This window comes from Duganella caerulea (assembly GCF_040362985.1).
In the GTDB taxonomy this organism is placed as follows: Bacteria; Pseudomonadota; Gammaproteobacteria; order Burkholderiales; family Burkholderiaceae_D; genus Rugamonas; species Rugamonas vulcania.
Window position 1 is genome coordinate 711,967 of sequence record NZ_BPWJ01000002.1, and the last position, 14,286, is coordinate 726,252.

Here is a 14,286-nt window from a genome sequence, read left to right on the forward strand (position 1 = left end):
ACTGTTATGACGAGAAAAAAAATCCTGGGCTCCCATGTCAAGCGCCTGCTGTCGGGCGTGTCCGACCATGGGCGCAAGCATCTGACCGAAGTCGAGACCGACCTGATCCAGACCGGCCTGCTGCTGGAGGAGGCCATTGAAAAGCTGTCCTTCAACTTCATGGCCATCCACCAGGCGGTCGAAGCCGAGCAGGCCACGATCCGGCTGCTGCTGGACGGCGGCACCGCCACGCCCGAACAACGGGCCCAGCTTGAAGCGCTGCAGGGCCAGGTGGGCGGCTATGTCAACGCCGCCATCACCAGCCTGCAGTTCCAGGACATGACCAGCCAGCTGCTGGACCGCACGCTCAAGCGCGTGACCGGCCTGCGCGAGTTCCTCGGCACGCTGGGCGCGCACGGCGCCGAAATGCTGCCCGAGAGCGACAACGACGAGATCGTCGCGCTGCTGGGCAAGGTCAGCATGGCGCTGGCGATCCAGAGCCTGGAGTTGCGCAGTGTGCTGCGCAAGGCCGTCAGTCAACAACACCTGGAGAGCGGCGACATCGAACTGTTCTGAACGCCGCGACCTACCGATTGAACTACCCGGACGCCCACGTCCCGCATTTAATGAGTGAGAGCAAAGATGGCCAAGACAATACTTGCAGTTGATGATTCCAGTTCCCTGCGCCAGATGGTCGCCTTCAGCCTGAAGGCGGCCGGCTACCTGGTGGTGGAGGCGGTGGACGGTCAGGACGGCCTGGAAAAGGCCAAGCTGCAGGGCGTGGACCTGGTGCTGACCGACCAGAACATGCCGCGCATGGACGGCTTGCAGCTGATCAAGCTGCTGCGCGAGCTGCCGGCCTACCAGAAGACCCCGATCCTGATGCTGACCACCGAATCGTCCGACGAGATGAAAGCCAAGGGCCGCGCCGCCGGCGCCAACGGCTGGCTGGTCAAGCCCTTCGATCCCCAGCGGCTCATCGAGGTGGTGAAGAAGGTCATCGGCTGATAAGGCGCGTGCAATGATGCTGAGCGAAACTTACGGAGTATCCCCATGACCATCGATATAAGCCAGTTCTTCCAGGTCTTTTTCGATGAGGCCGAGGAGCTGCTGGCTGAAATGGAGCGCCTGCTGCTGGCCGTCGACGTCGACCGTCCCGACCCCGAGGACCTCAACGCGATCTTCCGCACCGCCCATTCCGTCAAGGGCGGCGCCTCCACGTTCGGCGTGACCGACATGACCGAGGTGACCCACATCCTGGAAACCTTGCTCGACCGCGTGCGCAAGGGCGAGATGGCGCTGACCTCGGAGCACGTGGACGCCTTCCTGGCGGCCAAGGACATCCTCAAGATGCAGCTGGACGGCCACCGCCACGGCGGCACGGTCGACCAGGACGCGGTGGGCGACGTGCGCATGATGCTGCAGTCGCTGGCGCAGGACGTGCCGCTGACCGCGCTGTCGCCGGTGGCGCCGTCGTTCCACGCGGCCGAGGCCAAGGTGGTGGACCACAGCGGTGGCCGCCGCTACCGGCTCGAGCTGCCGGCCATGGTGCACCGCGAGGTCACCGCGCTGGGTGCCGAGCTGGGCCTGATGGGCCATGTGTCGATCACCCCGCTGGACAAGGACCGCAACGCCATGGTGGTCACCACCCACGAGAGCCTGGACGACATCATCGCCATCTGCTCCTTCGTGCTGAACCCGGACGACATGGTGGTGACCGAGTTGCCGGCGCTGGACGCCCGGCAGGCCAAGCTGGAGAACGCCGAGCGCGCGAAGGTCGAGCAGGACCTGGGCTACGGCTTCTTTGACGAGACCGAGCTGCATCCGGCGCAGGCCGGCGGCGGCGAGGGCTATGGCTTCTTCCAGCCGCTCGACCAGATCCGCGCCGACGCCCAGGCCGGCAGCGAGGACGCGCAAGGCTACGGCTTCTTCCAGCCCGTCGAGCAGATCCGCGCGGCGGCCGGCATCGTGATCGAGGCGCCGGCCGCGCAGCAGCACGCCGCGGCCGAGGAGGAAAAGAAGGCCGCCAAGAAGGAAGAGAAGGCCGCCGCCGGCCCCGGCGCCGAGTCGTCGTCGATCCGCGTGTCGATCGAGAAGGTCGACCAGCTGATCAACCTGGTGGGCGAGCTGGTCATCACGCAGGCGATGATCGAGCAGCGCGTCGACACGCTGGACCCGATGGTGCACGAGCGCTTATTGAACAGCGTCAGCCAGCTGACCCGCAACACCCGCGACCTGCAGGAAGCGGTGATGTCGATCCGCATGATGCCGATGGACTTCGTGTTCTCGCGCTTCCCGCGCATGGTGCGCGACCTGGCGGCCAAGCTGGGCAAGAAGGTCGACTTCATCACCAACGGCGCCGCGACCGAGCTGGACAAGGGCCTGATCGAGCGCATCGTCGACCCGCTGACCCACCTGGTGCGCAACTCGATCGACCACGGCATCGAGATGCCCGAGGTGCGCCGCGCCGGCGGCAAGAGCGACGCCGGGCGCTTGTTCCTGTCGGCCTCCCACCAGGGCGGCAACATCATCATCGAGGTGTCGGACGATGGCGGCGGCCTGAACCGGGAGAAGATCCTGGCCAAGGCCCAGCAGAGCGGCCTGCCGCTGTCCGAGAACATGAGCGACGCCGAGGTGTGGCAACTGATCTTCGCGCCCGGCTTCTCCACCGCCGAGCAGGTGACCGACGTGTCGGGCCGCGGCGTCGGCATGGATGTCGTCAAGCGCAACATCACCGCGATGGGCGGGGTGGTCGACATCCGCTCGGCCAAGGGCTTCGGCACCACCATCTCGATCTCGCTGCCGCTGACGCTGGCGATCCTGGACGGCATGTCGATCCGGGTCGGCGAGGAGGTCTACATCCTGCCGCTGGGCTTTGTGATCGAATCGCTGCAGCCGGCGCCGGAGGACGTCAAGGAAATCTCCGGCAAGGGCCGGGTGGTCAAGGTGCGCGGCGAATACCTGCCGCTGGTGCCGCTGTACCAGATGTTCGGCATCACGCCGCGCTTCACCGACCCCTGCCAGGGCATCGTGGTCATCATCGAGACCGACGGCCGCAAGGCCGGCCTGTTCATCGACGACCTGGTCGGCCAGCAGCAGGTGGTGGTCAAGAACCTCGAATCGAACTACCGCAAGGTGGCCGGCATCTCCGGCGCCACCATCCTGGGCGATGGCGGCGTGTCGCTGATCCTCGACGTGGCCGCCCTGATCCGCTCGTCCCGTCAGCTCGCTGACGAACAGATATTTAGCTAACCCCACCAAGGAAACCATCATGGCAGACGTACTAACCAGCGGGGCCAACGAAATCGCCGGCCACGAATACCTGGCCTTCACGCTCGGCTCGGAGGAATACGGCATCGACATCCTCAAGGTGCAGGAGATCCGTGGCTACGAGACCGTCACCCGCATCGCCAACGCGCCCGAGTTCATCAAGGGCGTGATCAACCTGCGCGGCATCATCATCCCGGTGGTCGACATGCGCATCAAGTTCAAGCTGGGCGAGCCGGTGTACGACCAGTTCACCGTGGTCATCATCCTCAACATCAACGGCCGCATCGTCGGCATGGTGGTGGACTCGGTGTCGGACGTGACCACGCTCACGCCCGAGCAGGTCAAGCCGGCGCCGGAAATGGGCACCGCCTTCAGTTCCGACTACATGATTGGACTGGGCACCATTGATGAGCGTATGCTGATCCTGGTGAACATCGACAAACTGATGTCGAGCGCCGAGATGGGTCTGATGGAACAGCTGGCGGCCTAACCCACGCCCCGGCAAGCAGCCACGGCAGCGCCCAACAGAGTGCGCGCCTGTCACCTACACAATAACGGGGTCCGCGAGCAGTACCCGGCGGACAAGCACAGACAGCATAGGGGAGAAAACAACATGAATTTACGCGACTTCAAAATCGGCTCACGGCTGCGCCTTGGTTTCGGCGCCATCCTGGCGATCCTGGTGGTGATGGTCCTGATGACCAATTACCTCAACTACAGCAACAAGGGCAAGCTCACGCGCGGCCTGGAGCTGTCGACCCAGAAGAACCTGCAGGCCGGCGCCATGAAAAGCGCGATGCTGGAAACCGGCATCGCGATGCGCAACATCGGCCTGCAGTCGGACGTCAGCCTGATGCAGAAGGAAGAGCAGAAGGTCAAGGACCAGCGCGCCCGCTATGAAAAAGCCCAGGCCGACCTGAAGGCGCTCGGCCTGAACGACAACGAGAAGAAGGCGCTGGCCGACATCGCCGCGCTGGACGCCGACGTCGACAAGGCCTTCAAGGAAGCCATCGGCCAGGTGCTGGCGTTCAACAGCGAGGGCGCGGCCAAGGTCATCTCCGGCCGCATCGATCCGCTCAACCAGCAGACGCTGGCGCTGATCAACAAGCTGGTCGACATGCAGCAGGCCGCCGCGCGCGACGTGATGGACAGCTCGGTCACGGCCGACCGCAGCCTGATGATGATGCTGTTCCTGCTGGGCGCGGTCGCGGTGGCGATCGGCGTGGCCTGCGCGGTGGTGATCACCCGCTCGATCACGGTGCCGCTGTCGGGCGCGGTCGAGGTGGCGCAGAAGGTGGCGGCCGGCGAGCTGACCTCGCAGGTGCACGTCGAAGGCAAGGACGAGACCAGCGAGCTGCTGCAGGCGCTCAAGGACATGAACGACAGCCTGGCCAAGACGGTCGGCGACGTGCGCAGCGGCACCGACCTGATCTCGACCGCCTCGCAGGAAATCGCCTCGGGCAACGCCGACCTGTCGGCCCGCACCGAGTCGCAGGCCAGCTCGCTGGAGGAAACCGCCTCGTCGATGGAGGAACTGACCTCCACCGTCAAGCAGAACGCCGACAACGCGCGCCAGGCCAACCAGCTGGCCGTGACCGCCTCGTCGGTGGCGGAGAAGGGCGGCACCGTGGTGGCGCAGGTGGTCGAGACCATGGGCTCGATCAAGGCCAGCTCCAGCAAGATCGTCGACATCATCGGCGTGATCGACGGCATCGCCTTCCAGACCAACATCCTGGCGCTGAACGCGGCGGTCGAGGCGGCCCGGGCGGGCGAGCAGGGCCGCGGCTTCGCGGTGGTGGCCTCCGAGGTGCGCAACCTGGCGCAGCGCTCGGCCGGCGCCGCCAAGGAAATCAAGGAACTGATCGGCGACTCGGTCGACAAGGTCGACGCCGGCAGCAAGCTGGTCGACGAGGCCGGCCAGACCATGGGCCTGATCGTCACCTCGATCCGCCAGGTGGCCGACATCATGGGCGAGATCACCGCCGCCACCCAGGAACAGAGCAACGGCATCGAGGAAGTCAACCAGGCCATCACCCAGATGGACGAGATGACCCAGCAGAACGCCGCGCTGGTGGAGGAGGCCGCCGCGGCGGCCGAGAGCATGCAGGAACAGGCCGAGATGCTGGCCCAGGCGGTCAGCATCTTCAAGCTGTCGAACGACCAGGTGCGCCGTCCGGCCCCGGCCATGCCGGCCCCGCGTCCAACGCCGGCCGTGACCTCCCGCCCGGCCACGGCCGCCGCGCCGCGTCCGGCCGTGGCCGCCAAGCCGGCCGCGCCGAAGAAGCTGGCTCCCGCCGCGCCGGCCGCCGGCGACGAGTGGGAAGAGTTTTAATCAAGCTGTACCACGCCGTTCCCGCCCGCGCGGGAACGGCGGTGGCGTGGGCATTGTTAGTAGTGATAGATAAGAGGTTTAACATATGCCGCATACCAAAGACACCGTCAAAGAGTTTGACTTCAACGCCAAGGACTTCGAACGCGTCCGCGGCCTGATCTACAAACGGGCCGGCATCTCGCTGGCCGACAGCAAGCAGGAGATGGTGTACAGCCGCCTGGCGCGGCGCCTGCGGGCCACCGGCATCGGCTCCTTCGGCAAGTACCTGGACGACCTCGAGGCCGGCCGCCTGGGCGAGGAGTGGGAATCGTTCACCAACGCCCTGACCACCAACCTGACCTCGTTCTTCCGCGAGGCGCACCACTTCCCGCTGCTGGCCGAGCACATCAAGCACAAGCGCGAGCCGATCACCATCTGGTGCTCGGCCAGCTCGACCGGCGAGGAGCCGTATTCGATCGCCATGACCGTGTGCGAGGCGTTCAACACGCTCACCCCCAACTGCCACATCATCGCCACCGACATCGACACCAATGTGCTGGCCACGGCCGCCAACGGGGTCTACACGATGGACCGGCTGGACAAGATGTCGCCCGAGCGCTCGCGCCGCTTTTTCCTCAAGGGCAAGGGCGACCGCGAGGGCATGGCGCGCGTGCGCCCCGAATTGCGCAACATGATCACCTTCAAGCAGCTCAACCTGCTGGCCGACAGCTGGCCCATCAGCGGCCCGTTCGACGTGATCTTTTGCCGCAACGTGATGATTTACTTTGACAAGGCCACGCAGCGCAAGATCCTGTCGCGCTTTGTCCCATTGATGAAACCGGACGCCCTGCTGTTCGCGGGCCACTCGGAGAATTTCCTCTACGTGTCGGAGTCGCTCAAACTACGCGGCAAGACGGTGTACGAGCTGGACGATCAACACCGTGGCGCTGCCCTCAAGGCAACGCAACGTACATGAGAGTAAACCATGGACCTCGAACAATTTGCCACGAACGTGTATTACGACAGGACGTTCGACTGTGAAGCCGCCAAGATCCTGCCGGGCGAGTACTACTTCACCAACAAGGACATGTTGATCGTGACCGTGCTGGGCTCCTGCGTGTCGGCCTGCATCCGCGACCGCGTGACCGGCCTGGGCGGCATGAACCACTTCATGCTGCCCGACGGCGGCAGCGACACCAACAGCCCGGTGTCGGCCTCGGCCCGCTACGGCACCTACGCGATGGAGATCCTGATCAACGACCTGCTCAAGGCCGGCGCCAAGCGCGAGAACATGGAGGCCAAGGTGTTTGGCGGCGGCGCCGTGCTCAAGGGCTTCACCGCCATCAACGTCGGCGAACGCAACGCGGCCTTCGTGCTGAACTTCCTCAAGGTCGAGAAGATCCGCGTGGTGGCCGAGGACTTGAACGACATCCACCCGCGCAAGGTGTACTTCTTCCCGCGCACCGGCAAGGTGCTGGTCAAGAAGCTGATGCAGACCCACAACGACACCCTGGCCAAGCGCGAGATCGAATACGCCAGCCGCCTCAAGGTGGCGCCGGTGGGCGGCGAGATCGACCTGTTTTAATAGTGTTAGCGATAATGATAGTGGGCCTTTTGCCCGGAAAGTAGCATTTTATTATGAAGATCAAAGTCCTGATCGTCGACGACTCCGCGCTGATCCGCAGCGTGATGAGCGAGATCATCAACAGCCAGCCCGACATGGAAGTGGTGGGCACGGCCCCCGATCCGCTGGTCGCGCGCGAGCTGATCAAGCAGACCAACCCCGACGTGCTGACCCTGGACGTCGAGATGCCCAAGATGGACGGCCTCGACTTCCTGGAAAAGCTGATGCGCCTGCGCCCGATGCCGGTGGTGATGGTGTCCTCGCTGACCGAGCGCGGCTCGGAGATCACCATGCGCGCGCTGGAGCTGGGCGCGGTGGACTTCGTCACCAAGCCGAAGATCTCGATCCAGGCCGGCATGCGCGAGTACACCGAGCTGATCACCGACAAGATCCGCGCCGCCTCCAAGGCGCGGGTGCGGGCCCGCACCTTGCCGCAGCCGGGCGCCGAGGGCCAGGCGCCGCTGCCGCAGCTGCGCAATCCGCTGACCTCGTCGGAAAAGCTGATCATCATCGGCGCCTCCACCGGCGGCACCGAGGCGATCCGCGAATTCCTGATGCAGATGCCGTCCGACTGCCCCGGCATCCTGATCACCCAGCACATGCCGGAAGGCTTCACCCGCTCGTTCGCCAAGCGCCTCGATTCGCTGTGCAAGATCTCGGTGCAGGAAGCGGCCGGCAACGAGCGGGTGCTGCCCGGCCACGCCTACATCGCGCCCGGCCACTCGCACCTGTACCTGACCCGCAGCGGCGCCAACTACATGACCAAGATCGACCAGGCCGAGCCGGTCAACCGCCACCGGCCGTCGGTGGATGTGCTGTTCCGTTCGGCCGCCCAGTGCGCCGGCAAGAACGCGGTCGGCGTGATCCTGACCGGCATGGGCAAGGACGGCGCGGCCGGCATGCTGGAGATGAAGCAGGCCGGGGCGTATAATTTCGCCCAGGACGAGGCCAGCTGCGTGGTGTTCGGCATGCCGCGCGAGGCGATCGCGGTCGGCGCCGCCCACGAGGTGGGGGCGCTGCAGGCGCTGCCGGGCATGGTGCTGGGCTACCTGGCGGCCCACGGCATGCGCGCTTTGCGGGTATAAAAAGCATTAAATCGTCAAGTGTGACGTTTTACTGCTACTTTGTTCGCCTTCAAGCAACGAAAATGCTATCCTACAACTTGCTGGCAATTGCAGATACTATTAACAACCGCGTAGAGAAACAACGGAGTAATTCATGGCTGATCCAAAGATGAAATTTTTAGTCGTTGACGATTTTTCGACGATGCGCCGCATCGTCCGGAATCTGTTAAAAGAACTGGGTTATGCCAATGTCGACGAGGCCGAAGACGGCGTGATGGCGCTGGCGAAGCTGCGTGCCGAATCGTTCGACTTCGTCGTGTCCGACTGGAACATGCCGAACATGGACGGCTTGACGATGTTGCAAAACATCCGTGCCGATCCCGCGCTGGCCAAGCTGCCGGTGTTGATGGTGACCGCCGAAGCCAAGAAGGAAAACATCATCGCGGCGGCCCAGGCCGGCGCCAATGGTTACGTGGTCAAGCCGTTCACCGCCGCGACGCTGGATGAAAAGCTCAACAAGATCTTCGAGAAGCTCGGAGCTTGATGATGGTTGAGCAACAAGGCGGCGCCACCGCGGCTGCGGTGGAGCCGAACGAAGAGTTTTTGGCGCGCATCGGTCACATGACGCGCGCCCTGCATGAAAGCCTGCGCGGTCTGGGGCTGGATAAATTGATCGAAAAAGCGGCGTCCGACATCCCGGACGCCCGCGACCGGCTGGACTACGTGGCGCGCCTGAGCGAAGACGCGGCGCAAAAGGTGCTCAACGCCACCGACGCGGCCAGTCCCCTGCAGGACCAGATCGCTGGTGACGCCAGGCAGCTGAGCGCCTCGTGGAACGGCCTGCTGGCGGCCGGCGCCTCGGACGAGCAATGGCGCGCGCTGGCGCAGCAGACCGTGGCCGCGCTGGAGGGCGCCACCGCCGGCACCTCGCAGACCAAGGCGCACCTGATGGACATCATGATGGCGCAGGATTTCCAGGACTTGACGGGGCAGGTGATCAAGAAAGTCACCTCGATCGCGCAAAACCTGGAGAAGCAGCTGGTGCAGATGCTGATCGACTTCGCGCCTGACCAGATGAAGAAGGAAATCGACAACGGCTTGCTGAACGGACCGCAGATCGATCCGACCCGCGAGAACGTGGTGGCTGACCAGGAGCAGGTGGACGACTTGCTGGATAGTCTGGGCTTCTGATCTGTACCGGCCCGTTCGCCGCGGGCTTCCTCCGAGACGAGCATCATGCATCAGACCAATTTCATCGTCCGTGAGCCGCTGCTGGACCCCAAGCAGCGCGTGGTTGGGTATGAGCTCTGCTGGCAGCAGCAGGGGGCGGCGCCATCGTCGCCCGCCGCGCTGGAGGCGCTGCTGGACTTCGTGGCCGGCCAGGTGGTCGACGACGACGACAACTGGCTGCTGCGCGACAAAATCCTGTTTCTCGACGCGGTGCCGGCCATGCTGTCGGCCGACGCGCTGCACCGGCTGCCGCCGGAGCGCACCGTGCTCTCCCTCAAAACGGCCGAACTGGCCAATCCCGACACCCTGGCCGCCGTGCAAGGCTTGCGCGCGGGCGGCGTCGGCGTGCTGCTGCGCGAGGCCGACCTGGCCCGCATCGGCAGCCGCCTGCCGACCATCGCCTCGTACGTCGAGGTGCGCTTTTCCGGCGCCGACGTCGGCAGCCAGGCGCGCGCGTACGCCGCGCTCAAGCAGTCCAGCGTGGGCATGGTGGCGCGCCCGGTCAGCAACTGGGCCGACTTCGACGCCTGCGCGGCGCTGGGCCTGAACGCCTTTGTCGGCAAGCTGCACCTGACGCCGCGCCCCAGCACCAATTCCAAGGGTTTGAATCCGGCCCAGACCATCATCATGCAGCTGATGCAGATGGTGCGGCAGAACGCCGACATCGCCCAGTTGGAGGCCGTGCTCAAGCGCGATGCCACGCTGTCGTACAAGCTGCTGCGCTTCATCAACTCGGCCGGCTTCGGCGCCGGGCGCGAGATCCAGTCGCTGCGGCAGGCGCTGACCTTGCTGGGCTACACGCCACTGTACCGCTGGCTGACCCTGCTGCTGGCCACGGCCAGCACCTCGGGCTATTCGCCGGTGCTGCTGGAGACGGCGGTGGTGCGCGGCCGCCTGGCCGAGCTGCTGGCGCAGGCCGCGCTGGGCAAGAGCGAGGCGGAGAATGTGTTCGTGGCGGGTATGTTCTCGCTGCTGGACCGGCTGCTGGGCATCACCATGCAGGAGGTGCTGGCCAACATCCAGCTGTCCGACGACGTGGTGGCCGCGCTGCTCACGCGCAGCGGCAAGTACGGGCCGTTCCTGGCGCTGGCCGAGGCCTGCGAACTCAGTTCCGACCTGGTGGCCTCGCTGGCGGCCGGGCTCAAGCTGGCGCCCGAGGACGTCAACCGCGCCCACCTCTCCGCGCTGGCCTGGGCGCAAAACGTCGCCGCCTGATCCGTCTCAAGCGGCGCGCGTGCGCGCGTTGACAGGGCAGGTTGCGGGGCGGATCATCGGCCTATGAACTCCAATGCCGACAAAGACTATATCGATGCCAAGGTGGAGGGCCTCGACGCCAGGCTGGCTGCCGTCAGCGGCACGAGTGACGCCAGGTTCGGCGCGGTTGATGCCCGCTTCGACGCCACCGATGCCAAGCTTGAAGCCATCATGGCGAAGATCGAGAGCGCTTTCCAGCGGGCCACCTCGCAGATGGTCAAATGGATGGTGGGCGTGCTGGCGGCGGGGATCACCATCGTCGTCACGGTGATGACCTTCATGCTGAACAACGCCATCCCCAAGGCGCAGCCGGTTGCGCCGGCCGCGCCGGCCGCCGCTGCGGTGCCGGCCGTGCTCATCCAGGTCACGCCGCAGGGCGTCACCGTGCAGCCATTGACACCGACGGCGCCTGCGGCCCCGCCGGTCAAGCCTTAGATTTCCAGATTGTCGATCAGGCGGGTCGAGCCCAGCTTGGCGGCGGCCAGCACCACCAGCGGCGTGCCTTGCGCCAGGTCGCCCGCGCTTGGCGGCTGCAGGTCGATGCGCTTGCGGATCGAGATGTAGTCCGGCTTCCAGCCGCGCTTGGCCAGGTCCTCCATCGCCTTATGCTCCAGCTGGAAAACGTCCAGATGGCCTGCGCGCACTTCGTTGGCGACAAAGTTCAGGCTCTGGTACAGCGCCGGCGCCTCGGCACGCTCGGCCGGCGACAAATACATATTGCGCGACGACAGCGCCAGGCCGTCGTCGGCGCGGTAGGTCTCGGCCGCGATGATCTCGGTCGGCAGCGCGAACTGGCGGCTCATGTTACGCACGATCATCAGCTGCTGGTAATCCTTCTTGCCGAACACGGCCACGCGCGGCTGCACGCACGAGAACAGCTTGAGCACCACGGTGGTCACGCCGGTGAAGAAGCCGGGACGGAACTCGCCCTCCAGCGTGTTGCCCAGGTCGTCCGGCGGACGCACGCGGAATTCCTGCGGCTCCGGGTACAGGTCCTTTTCGGTCGGCGCGAACAGCACGTACACGCCTTCCTTCTCCAGCTTCTCGACGTCGGCCTGGAAGGTGCGCGGGTATTTGTCGAAGTCCTCGTTCGGGCCGAACTGCAGGCGGTTGACGAAGATCGACGCCACCACCGGGTCGCCGTGCTTGCGCGCCAGGCGCATCAGGGACAGGTGGCCCTCGTGCAGATTGCCCATGGTCGGGACGAAGGCGGTGCGCAGTTGGCCGCTGAGTTGGTCGCGCAGTTCTTCAATGGAAGTGATGATTTTCATGGTCGCTATGGGCGTAATGGGAATGGGTGGGGCGCCGTTCAGGCCGGCGAATACGCCAGCCGCACGTAGATCGGCGCGAACGGCTCGGCCTGGGTAATTTCGATCAGGGTTTCCTTGGCCAGCTCCAGCAGCGCGACGAAGTTCACCACCACCACCGGCACGCCGCCGGCGATGTCGAACAGGTCGGCGAACTCGACGAAGCGGCTCGATTGCAGGCGCCGCAGGATGCCGGTCATGTGCTCGCGCACCGACAGTTCCTCGCGGCTGATCTTGTGGTGCTGGGTCAGCTTGGCGCGCTTCATCACGTCCAGCCAGGCTTGCTGCAGGTCGATGGCCTCGACCTCGGGCCAGGTCGGCACCAGGCTTTGCTCGATGAAGATCTGGGTGCGCACGAAGTCGCGGTCCAGCTGCGGGATCGAGTTCAGGTCGTAGGCGGCCAGCTTGATCTGCTCGTATTCCAGCAGGCGGCGCACCAGCTCGGCGCGCGGGTCGTCGCTCTCGATGTCGAGCTCGGACGGACGCTGCGGCAGCAGCATGCGCGACTTGATTTCGATCAGCATGGCCGCCATCAGCAGGTACTCGGCGGCCAGTTCCAGGTTGGACAGGCGGATCTGGTCGACATATTTCAGGTATTGCAGCGTCAGCTGCGCCATCGGGATGTCGAGGATGTTGAAGTTTTGCTTGCGGATCAGGTAGAGCAGCAAGTCCAGCGGACCTTCGAAGGCGTCGAGGAAGATTTCCAGCGCGTCCGGCGGAATGTACAGGTCGTTGGGCAGCTTGAGCAGCGGCTCGCCGTACAGGCGGGCGAGGGCGGCCACTTCGGTGGTGACGGCGGCCGCCTCGGCGGCGGCTGCGTCGGCCACGGCATCGGTCACGGCGGCGGCGTCGGCCAGCTCCGGCGACAGTGGCGCCGCCACGCCGGCGAGTTCGCCGTCGCTTGCTGGCGGCTGCACTTCAGCCGTATCGTCTGGCAACATCCTTGCCGCCCTGAATGCTTAGACCTTGTTCTGGTAGACGTAGGCTTGTTGCTTGATGGCCGATTTCATCTGGCGCTCCTGCTCGTCCAGCGATACCGGCGGACGGTCCCACAGCAGGGCGCGGCCCTGTTGCTGGCCAGCTTCCATGCCCGGATTCTTTTCCTTGAGCGCCTTGATGAACAGGGTGTGCTCGGATTCGTACATCGAATGTTGTTTGGAGAGTTTCATATTTTTCAAGTGGGTGGATCAGCAACGGCTATTTTACCGCGCCGCAGCAGCCGGACGCCAATCCTATCGGTGGCCGCCAGCGAGAAATGGCGGAATCGGCTATGCTTAAGTTGCAATATTGCATAGTTTCCCCGATAAAACCCCCGATGAGCACCCGCCTGACGCCCCGCACCGTTTTCCTGCTGACCCTGCCGCCGCTGCTATGGGCCGGCAATTCCATCGTCGGCCGGCTGGTGCACGACCAGCTGCCGCCGGTGCTGTTGAACCTGTTGCGCTGGGTGCTGGCGGGCGCCATCCTGCTGCCGCTGGCCGGGCCGGTGTTCTCGCGTGGGGCCGGCATGTGGCGCTACTGGAAACAATACGCGATGCTGGGCCTGCTCGGCATCGGCCTGTACAACACGCTGCAATACATGGCGCTGCAAACCTCGACCCCGATCAACGTCACGCTGGTGGCGTCCGGCATGCCGGTGTGGATGATGCTGACCGGCTGGCTGTTCTTCGGCGTGCCGGTCAGCCGGCGCCAGATGGCCGGCGCCGTGCTGTCGATCGCCGGCGTGCTGCTGGTGCTGGCGCGCGGCGAGTGGCGCCACGTGCTGGAGCTGCGGCTGGTGGCGGGCGACCTGTTCATGATCCTGGCCACCATCGCCTGGTCGCTCTACAGCTGGCTGCTGACGCGGGCCCGTGAACCGGCCGCGCTGCGCGCCGACTGGGCCGGCTTCCTGCTGGCGCAGGTGGCGTTCGGCGTACTGTGGTCGGGCGGCTTCGCGCTGGGCGAACAGGCGCTGGGCGCCCAGCAGGTGCAGTGGAGCTGGACGCTGGCGGCCGCGCTGGCCTACGTGGCGGCCGGGCCGGGCGTGATCGCCTTCCGCTGCTGGGGCGCGGGCGTGCAGGCGGCGGGACCGGCGATCGGCGCCTTCTTCGTCAACCTGACGCCGCTGTTCACGGCCGTGCTGTCGGCCGCCTTCCTGGGCGACGCGCCACACGGCTACCACGTGGCCGCGTTCGCGCTGATTGTCGGCGGCATCGTGGTGTCGGCGCGGCGCTAGCTGAAACGTTGACGGAGCGTAACAAACTGCTT

At 65.3% G+C, this 14,286-nt stretch carries 16 protein-coding genes; 13 read left to right on the forward strand and 3 right to left on the reverse strand.

Going from position 1 to position 14,286, the window contains the following annotated elements:
- Window positions 1-6: 6 nt before the first annotated feature.
- From ACUJB0_RS08035 to ACUJB0_RS08090, 12 genes are all read left to right on the forward strand, one after another.
- The gene (locus tag ACUJB0_RS08035; protein ID WP_117013624.1) at window positions 7-555 is read left to right on the forward strand and encodes a chemotaxis protein; all 549 of its coding nucleotides are present in this window, start codon (window positions 7-9) and stop codon (window positions 553-555) included.
- Between the two features lie 66 nt (window positions 556-621).
- Window positions 622-987 (forward strand): response regulator, encoded by a 366-nt coding sequence (locus tag ACUJB0_RS08040; RefSeq protein WP_117013625.1) that lies wholly within the window; start codon window positions 622-624, stop codon window positions 985-987.
- 45 nt (window positions 988-1,032) lie between these two features.
- Window positions 1,033-3,231 (forward strand): chemotaxis protein CheA, encoded by a 2,199-nt coding sequence (cheA, locus tag ACUJB0_RS08045; RefSeq protein ID WP_444844766.1) that lies wholly within the window; start codon window positions 1,033-1,035, stop codon window positions 3,229-3,231.
- A gap of 19 nt (window positions 3,232-3,250) precedes the next feature.
- Window positions 3,251-3,739, forward strand: coding sequence for a chemotaxis protein CheW (locus tag ACUJB0_RS08050; RefSeq protein ID WP_161087063.1), 489 nt, complete (start codon window positions 3,251-3,253; stop codon window positions 3,737-3,739).
- Between the two features lie 123 nt (window positions 3,740-3,862).
- On the forward strand, window positions 3,863-5,581 hold the full coding sequence (locus ACUJB0_RS08055; protein WP_444844767.1) for a methyl-accepting chemotaxis protein: 1,719 nt from the start codon (window positions 3,863-3,865) through the stop codon (window positions 5,579-5,581).
- An 85-nt stretch (window positions 5,582-5,666) separates the two neighbouring features.
- Window positions 5,667-6,536 (forward strand): CheR family methyltransferase, encoded by an 870-nt coding sequence (locus ACUJB0_RS08060; protein WP_161093187.1) that lies wholly within the window; start codon window positions 5,667-5,669, stop codon window positions 6,534-6,536.
- Between the two features lie 9 nt (window positions 6,537-6,545).
- Window positions 6,546-7,145, forward strand: a complete 600-nt coding sequence (cheD, locus tag ACUJB0_RS08065) for a chemoreceptor glutamine deamidase CheD (RefSeq protein ID WP_117013630.1) — start codon at window positions 6,546-6,548, stop codon at window positions 7,143-7,145.
- A gap of 53 nt (window positions 7,146-7,198) precedes the next feature.
- Entirely contained in the window at window positions 7,199-8,269 is a 1,071-nt protein-coding gene (locus ACUJB0_RS08070; RefSeq protein WP_444844768.1) for a protein-glutamate methylesterase/protein-glutamine glutaminase, read from the forward strand.
- Between the two features lie 133 nt (window positions 8,270-8,402).
- On the forward strand, window positions 8,403-8,792 hold the full coding sequence (gene cheY / locus ACUJB0_RS08075) for a chemotaxis response regulator CheY (protein WP_008450066.1): 390 nt from the start codon (window positions 8,403-8,405) through the stop codon (window positions 8,790-8,792).
- 2 nt (window positions 8,793-8,794) lie between these two features.
- Window positions 8,795-9,439: a protein phosphatase CheZ gene (gene cheZ / locus ACUJB0_RS08080; RefSeq protein ID WP_444844769.1), complete on the forward strand. Its 645-nt coding sequence runs from the start codon at window positions 8,795-8,797 to the stop codon at window positions 9,437-9,439.
- Window positions 9,440-9,484: 45 nt separating this feature from the next.
- A complete protein-coding gene (locus tag ACUJB0_RS08085) occupies window positions 9,485-10,693 on the forward strand; it encodes an EAL and HDOD domain-containing protein (protein WP_444844770.1) in 1,209 nt (402 codons plus the stop codon).
- A gap of 63 nt (window positions 10,694-10,756) precedes the next feature.
- Window positions 10,757-11,167 carry a hypothetical protein gene (locus ACUJB0_RS08090; RefSeq protein WP_444844771.1) on the forward strand — a complete coding sequence of 137 codons (411 nt, stop codon included), beginning with the start codon at window positions 10,757-10,759 and terminating at the stop codon, window positions 11,165-11,167.
- Here the strand turns inward: ACUJB0_RS08090 and panC are convergent.
- The 3 genes from panC to ACUJB0_RS08105 are packed head-to-tail and all read right to left on the reverse strand — an operon-like array spanning window position 11,164 to window position 13,208.
- Complete coding sequence (gene panC / locus ACUJB0_RS08095; RefSeq protein WP_161100003.1) at window positions 11,164-12,003, reverse strand: pantoate--beta-alanine ligase; 840 nt, start codon at window positions 12,001-12,003, stop codon at window positions 11,164-11,166. The two genes, ACUJB0_RS08090 and panC, sit on opposite strands and share 4 nt — an antisense overlap.
- Before the next feature lie 38 nt (window positions 12,004-12,041).
- Window positions 12,042-12,980, reverse strand: coding sequence for a segregation and condensation protein A (locus ACUJB0_RS08100; RefSeq protein ID WP_444844772.1), 939 nt, complete (start codon window positions 12,978-12,980; stop codon window positions 12,042-12,044).
- 18 nt (window positions 12,981-12,998) lie between these two features.
- Window positions 12,999-13,208 carry a DUF3460 family protein gene (locus ACUJB0_RS08105; protein ID WP_161087569.1) on the reverse strand — a complete coding sequence of 70 codons (210 nt, stop codon included), beginning with the start codon at window positions 13,206-13,208 and terminating at the stop codon, window positions 12,999-13,001.
- A 146-nt stretch (window positions 13,209-13,354) separates the two neighbouring features.
- On the opposite strand from ACUJB0_RS08105, the gene ACUJB0_RS08110 reads away from it, so the two are divergent.
- Window positions 13,355-14,254, forward strand: a complete 900-nt coding sequence (locus ACUJB0_RS08110) for a DMT family transporter (RefSeq protein ID WP_444844773.1) — start codon at window positions 13,355-13,357, stop codon at window positions 14,252-14,254.
- Window positions 14,255-14,286: the final 32 nt, after the last annotated feature.

What these genes read in the sequence shown, in the direction of transcription:
- ACUJB0_RS08090 (WP_444844771.1), top strand. Translation starts at nt 10,757, where the DNA reads ATGAACTCCAATGCCGACAAAGACTATATCGATGCCAAGGTGGAGGGC.
- cheZ (WP_444844769.1), top strand. Translation starts at nt 8,795, where the DNA reads ATGGTTGAGCAACAAGGCGGCGCCACCGCGGCTGCGGTGGAGCCGAAC.
- cheD (WP_117013630.1), top strand. Translation starts at nt 6,546, where the DNA reads ATGGACCTCGAACAATTTGCCACGAACGTGTATTACGACAGGACGTTC.
- ACUJB0_RS08055 (WP_444844767.1), top strand. Translation starts at nt 3,863, where the DNA reads ATGAATTTACGCGACTTCAAAATCGGCTCACGGCTGCGCCTTGGTTTC.
- ACUJB0_RS08050 (WP_161087063.1), top strand. Translation starts at nt 3,251, where the DNA reads ATGGCAGACGTACTAACCAGCGGGGCCAACGAAATCGCCGGCCACGAA.
- ACUJB0_RS08070 (WP_444844768.1), top strand. Translation starts at nt 7,199, where the DNA reads ATGAAGATCAAAGTCCTGATCGTCGACGACTCCGCGCTGATCCGCAGC.
- panC (WP_161100003.1), bottom strand. Translation starts at nt 12,003, where the DNA reads ATGAAAATCATCACTTCCATTGAAGAACTGCGCGACCAACTCAGCGGC.
- cheY (WP_008450066.1), top strand. Translation starts at nt 8,403, where the DNA reads ATGGCTGATCCAAAGATGAAATTTTTAGTCGTTGACGATTTTTCGACG.
- ACUJB0_RS08040 (WP_117013625.1), top strand. Translation starts at nt 622, where the DNA reads ATGGCCAAGACAATACTTGCAGTTGATGATTCCAGTTCCCTGCGCCAG.
- ACUJB0_RS08100 (WP_444844772.1), bottom strand. Translation starts at nt 12,980, where the DNA reads ATGTTGCCAGACGATACGGCTGAAGTGCAGCCGCCAGCAAGCGACGGC.
- ACUJB0_RS08060 (WP_161093187.1), top strand. Translation starts at nt 5,667, where the DNA reads ATGCCGCATACCAAAGACACCGTCAAAGAGTTTGACTTCAACGCCAAG.
- cheA (WP_444844766.1), top strand. Translation starts at nt 1,033, where the DNA reads ATGACCATCGATATAAGCCAGTTCTTCCAGGTCTTTTTCGATGAGGCC.
- ACUJB0_RS08110 (WP_444844773.1), top strand. Translation starts at nt 13,355, where the DNA reads ATGAGCACCCGCCTGACGCCCCGCACCGTTTTCCTGCTGACCCTGCCG.
- ACUJB0_RS08105 (WP_161087569.1), bottom strand. Translation starts at nt 13,208, where the DNA reads ATGAAACTCTCCAAACAACATTCGATGTACGAATCCGAGCACACCCTG.
- ACUJB0_RS08035 (WP_117013624.1), top strand. Translation starts at nt 7, where the DNA reads ATGACGAGAAAAAAAATCCTGGGCTCCCATGTCAAGCGCCTGCTGTCG.
- ACUJB0_RS08085 (WP_444844770.1), top strand. Translation starts at nt 9,485, where the DNA reads ATGCATCAGACCAATTTCATCGTCCGTGAGCCGCTGCTGGACCCCAAG.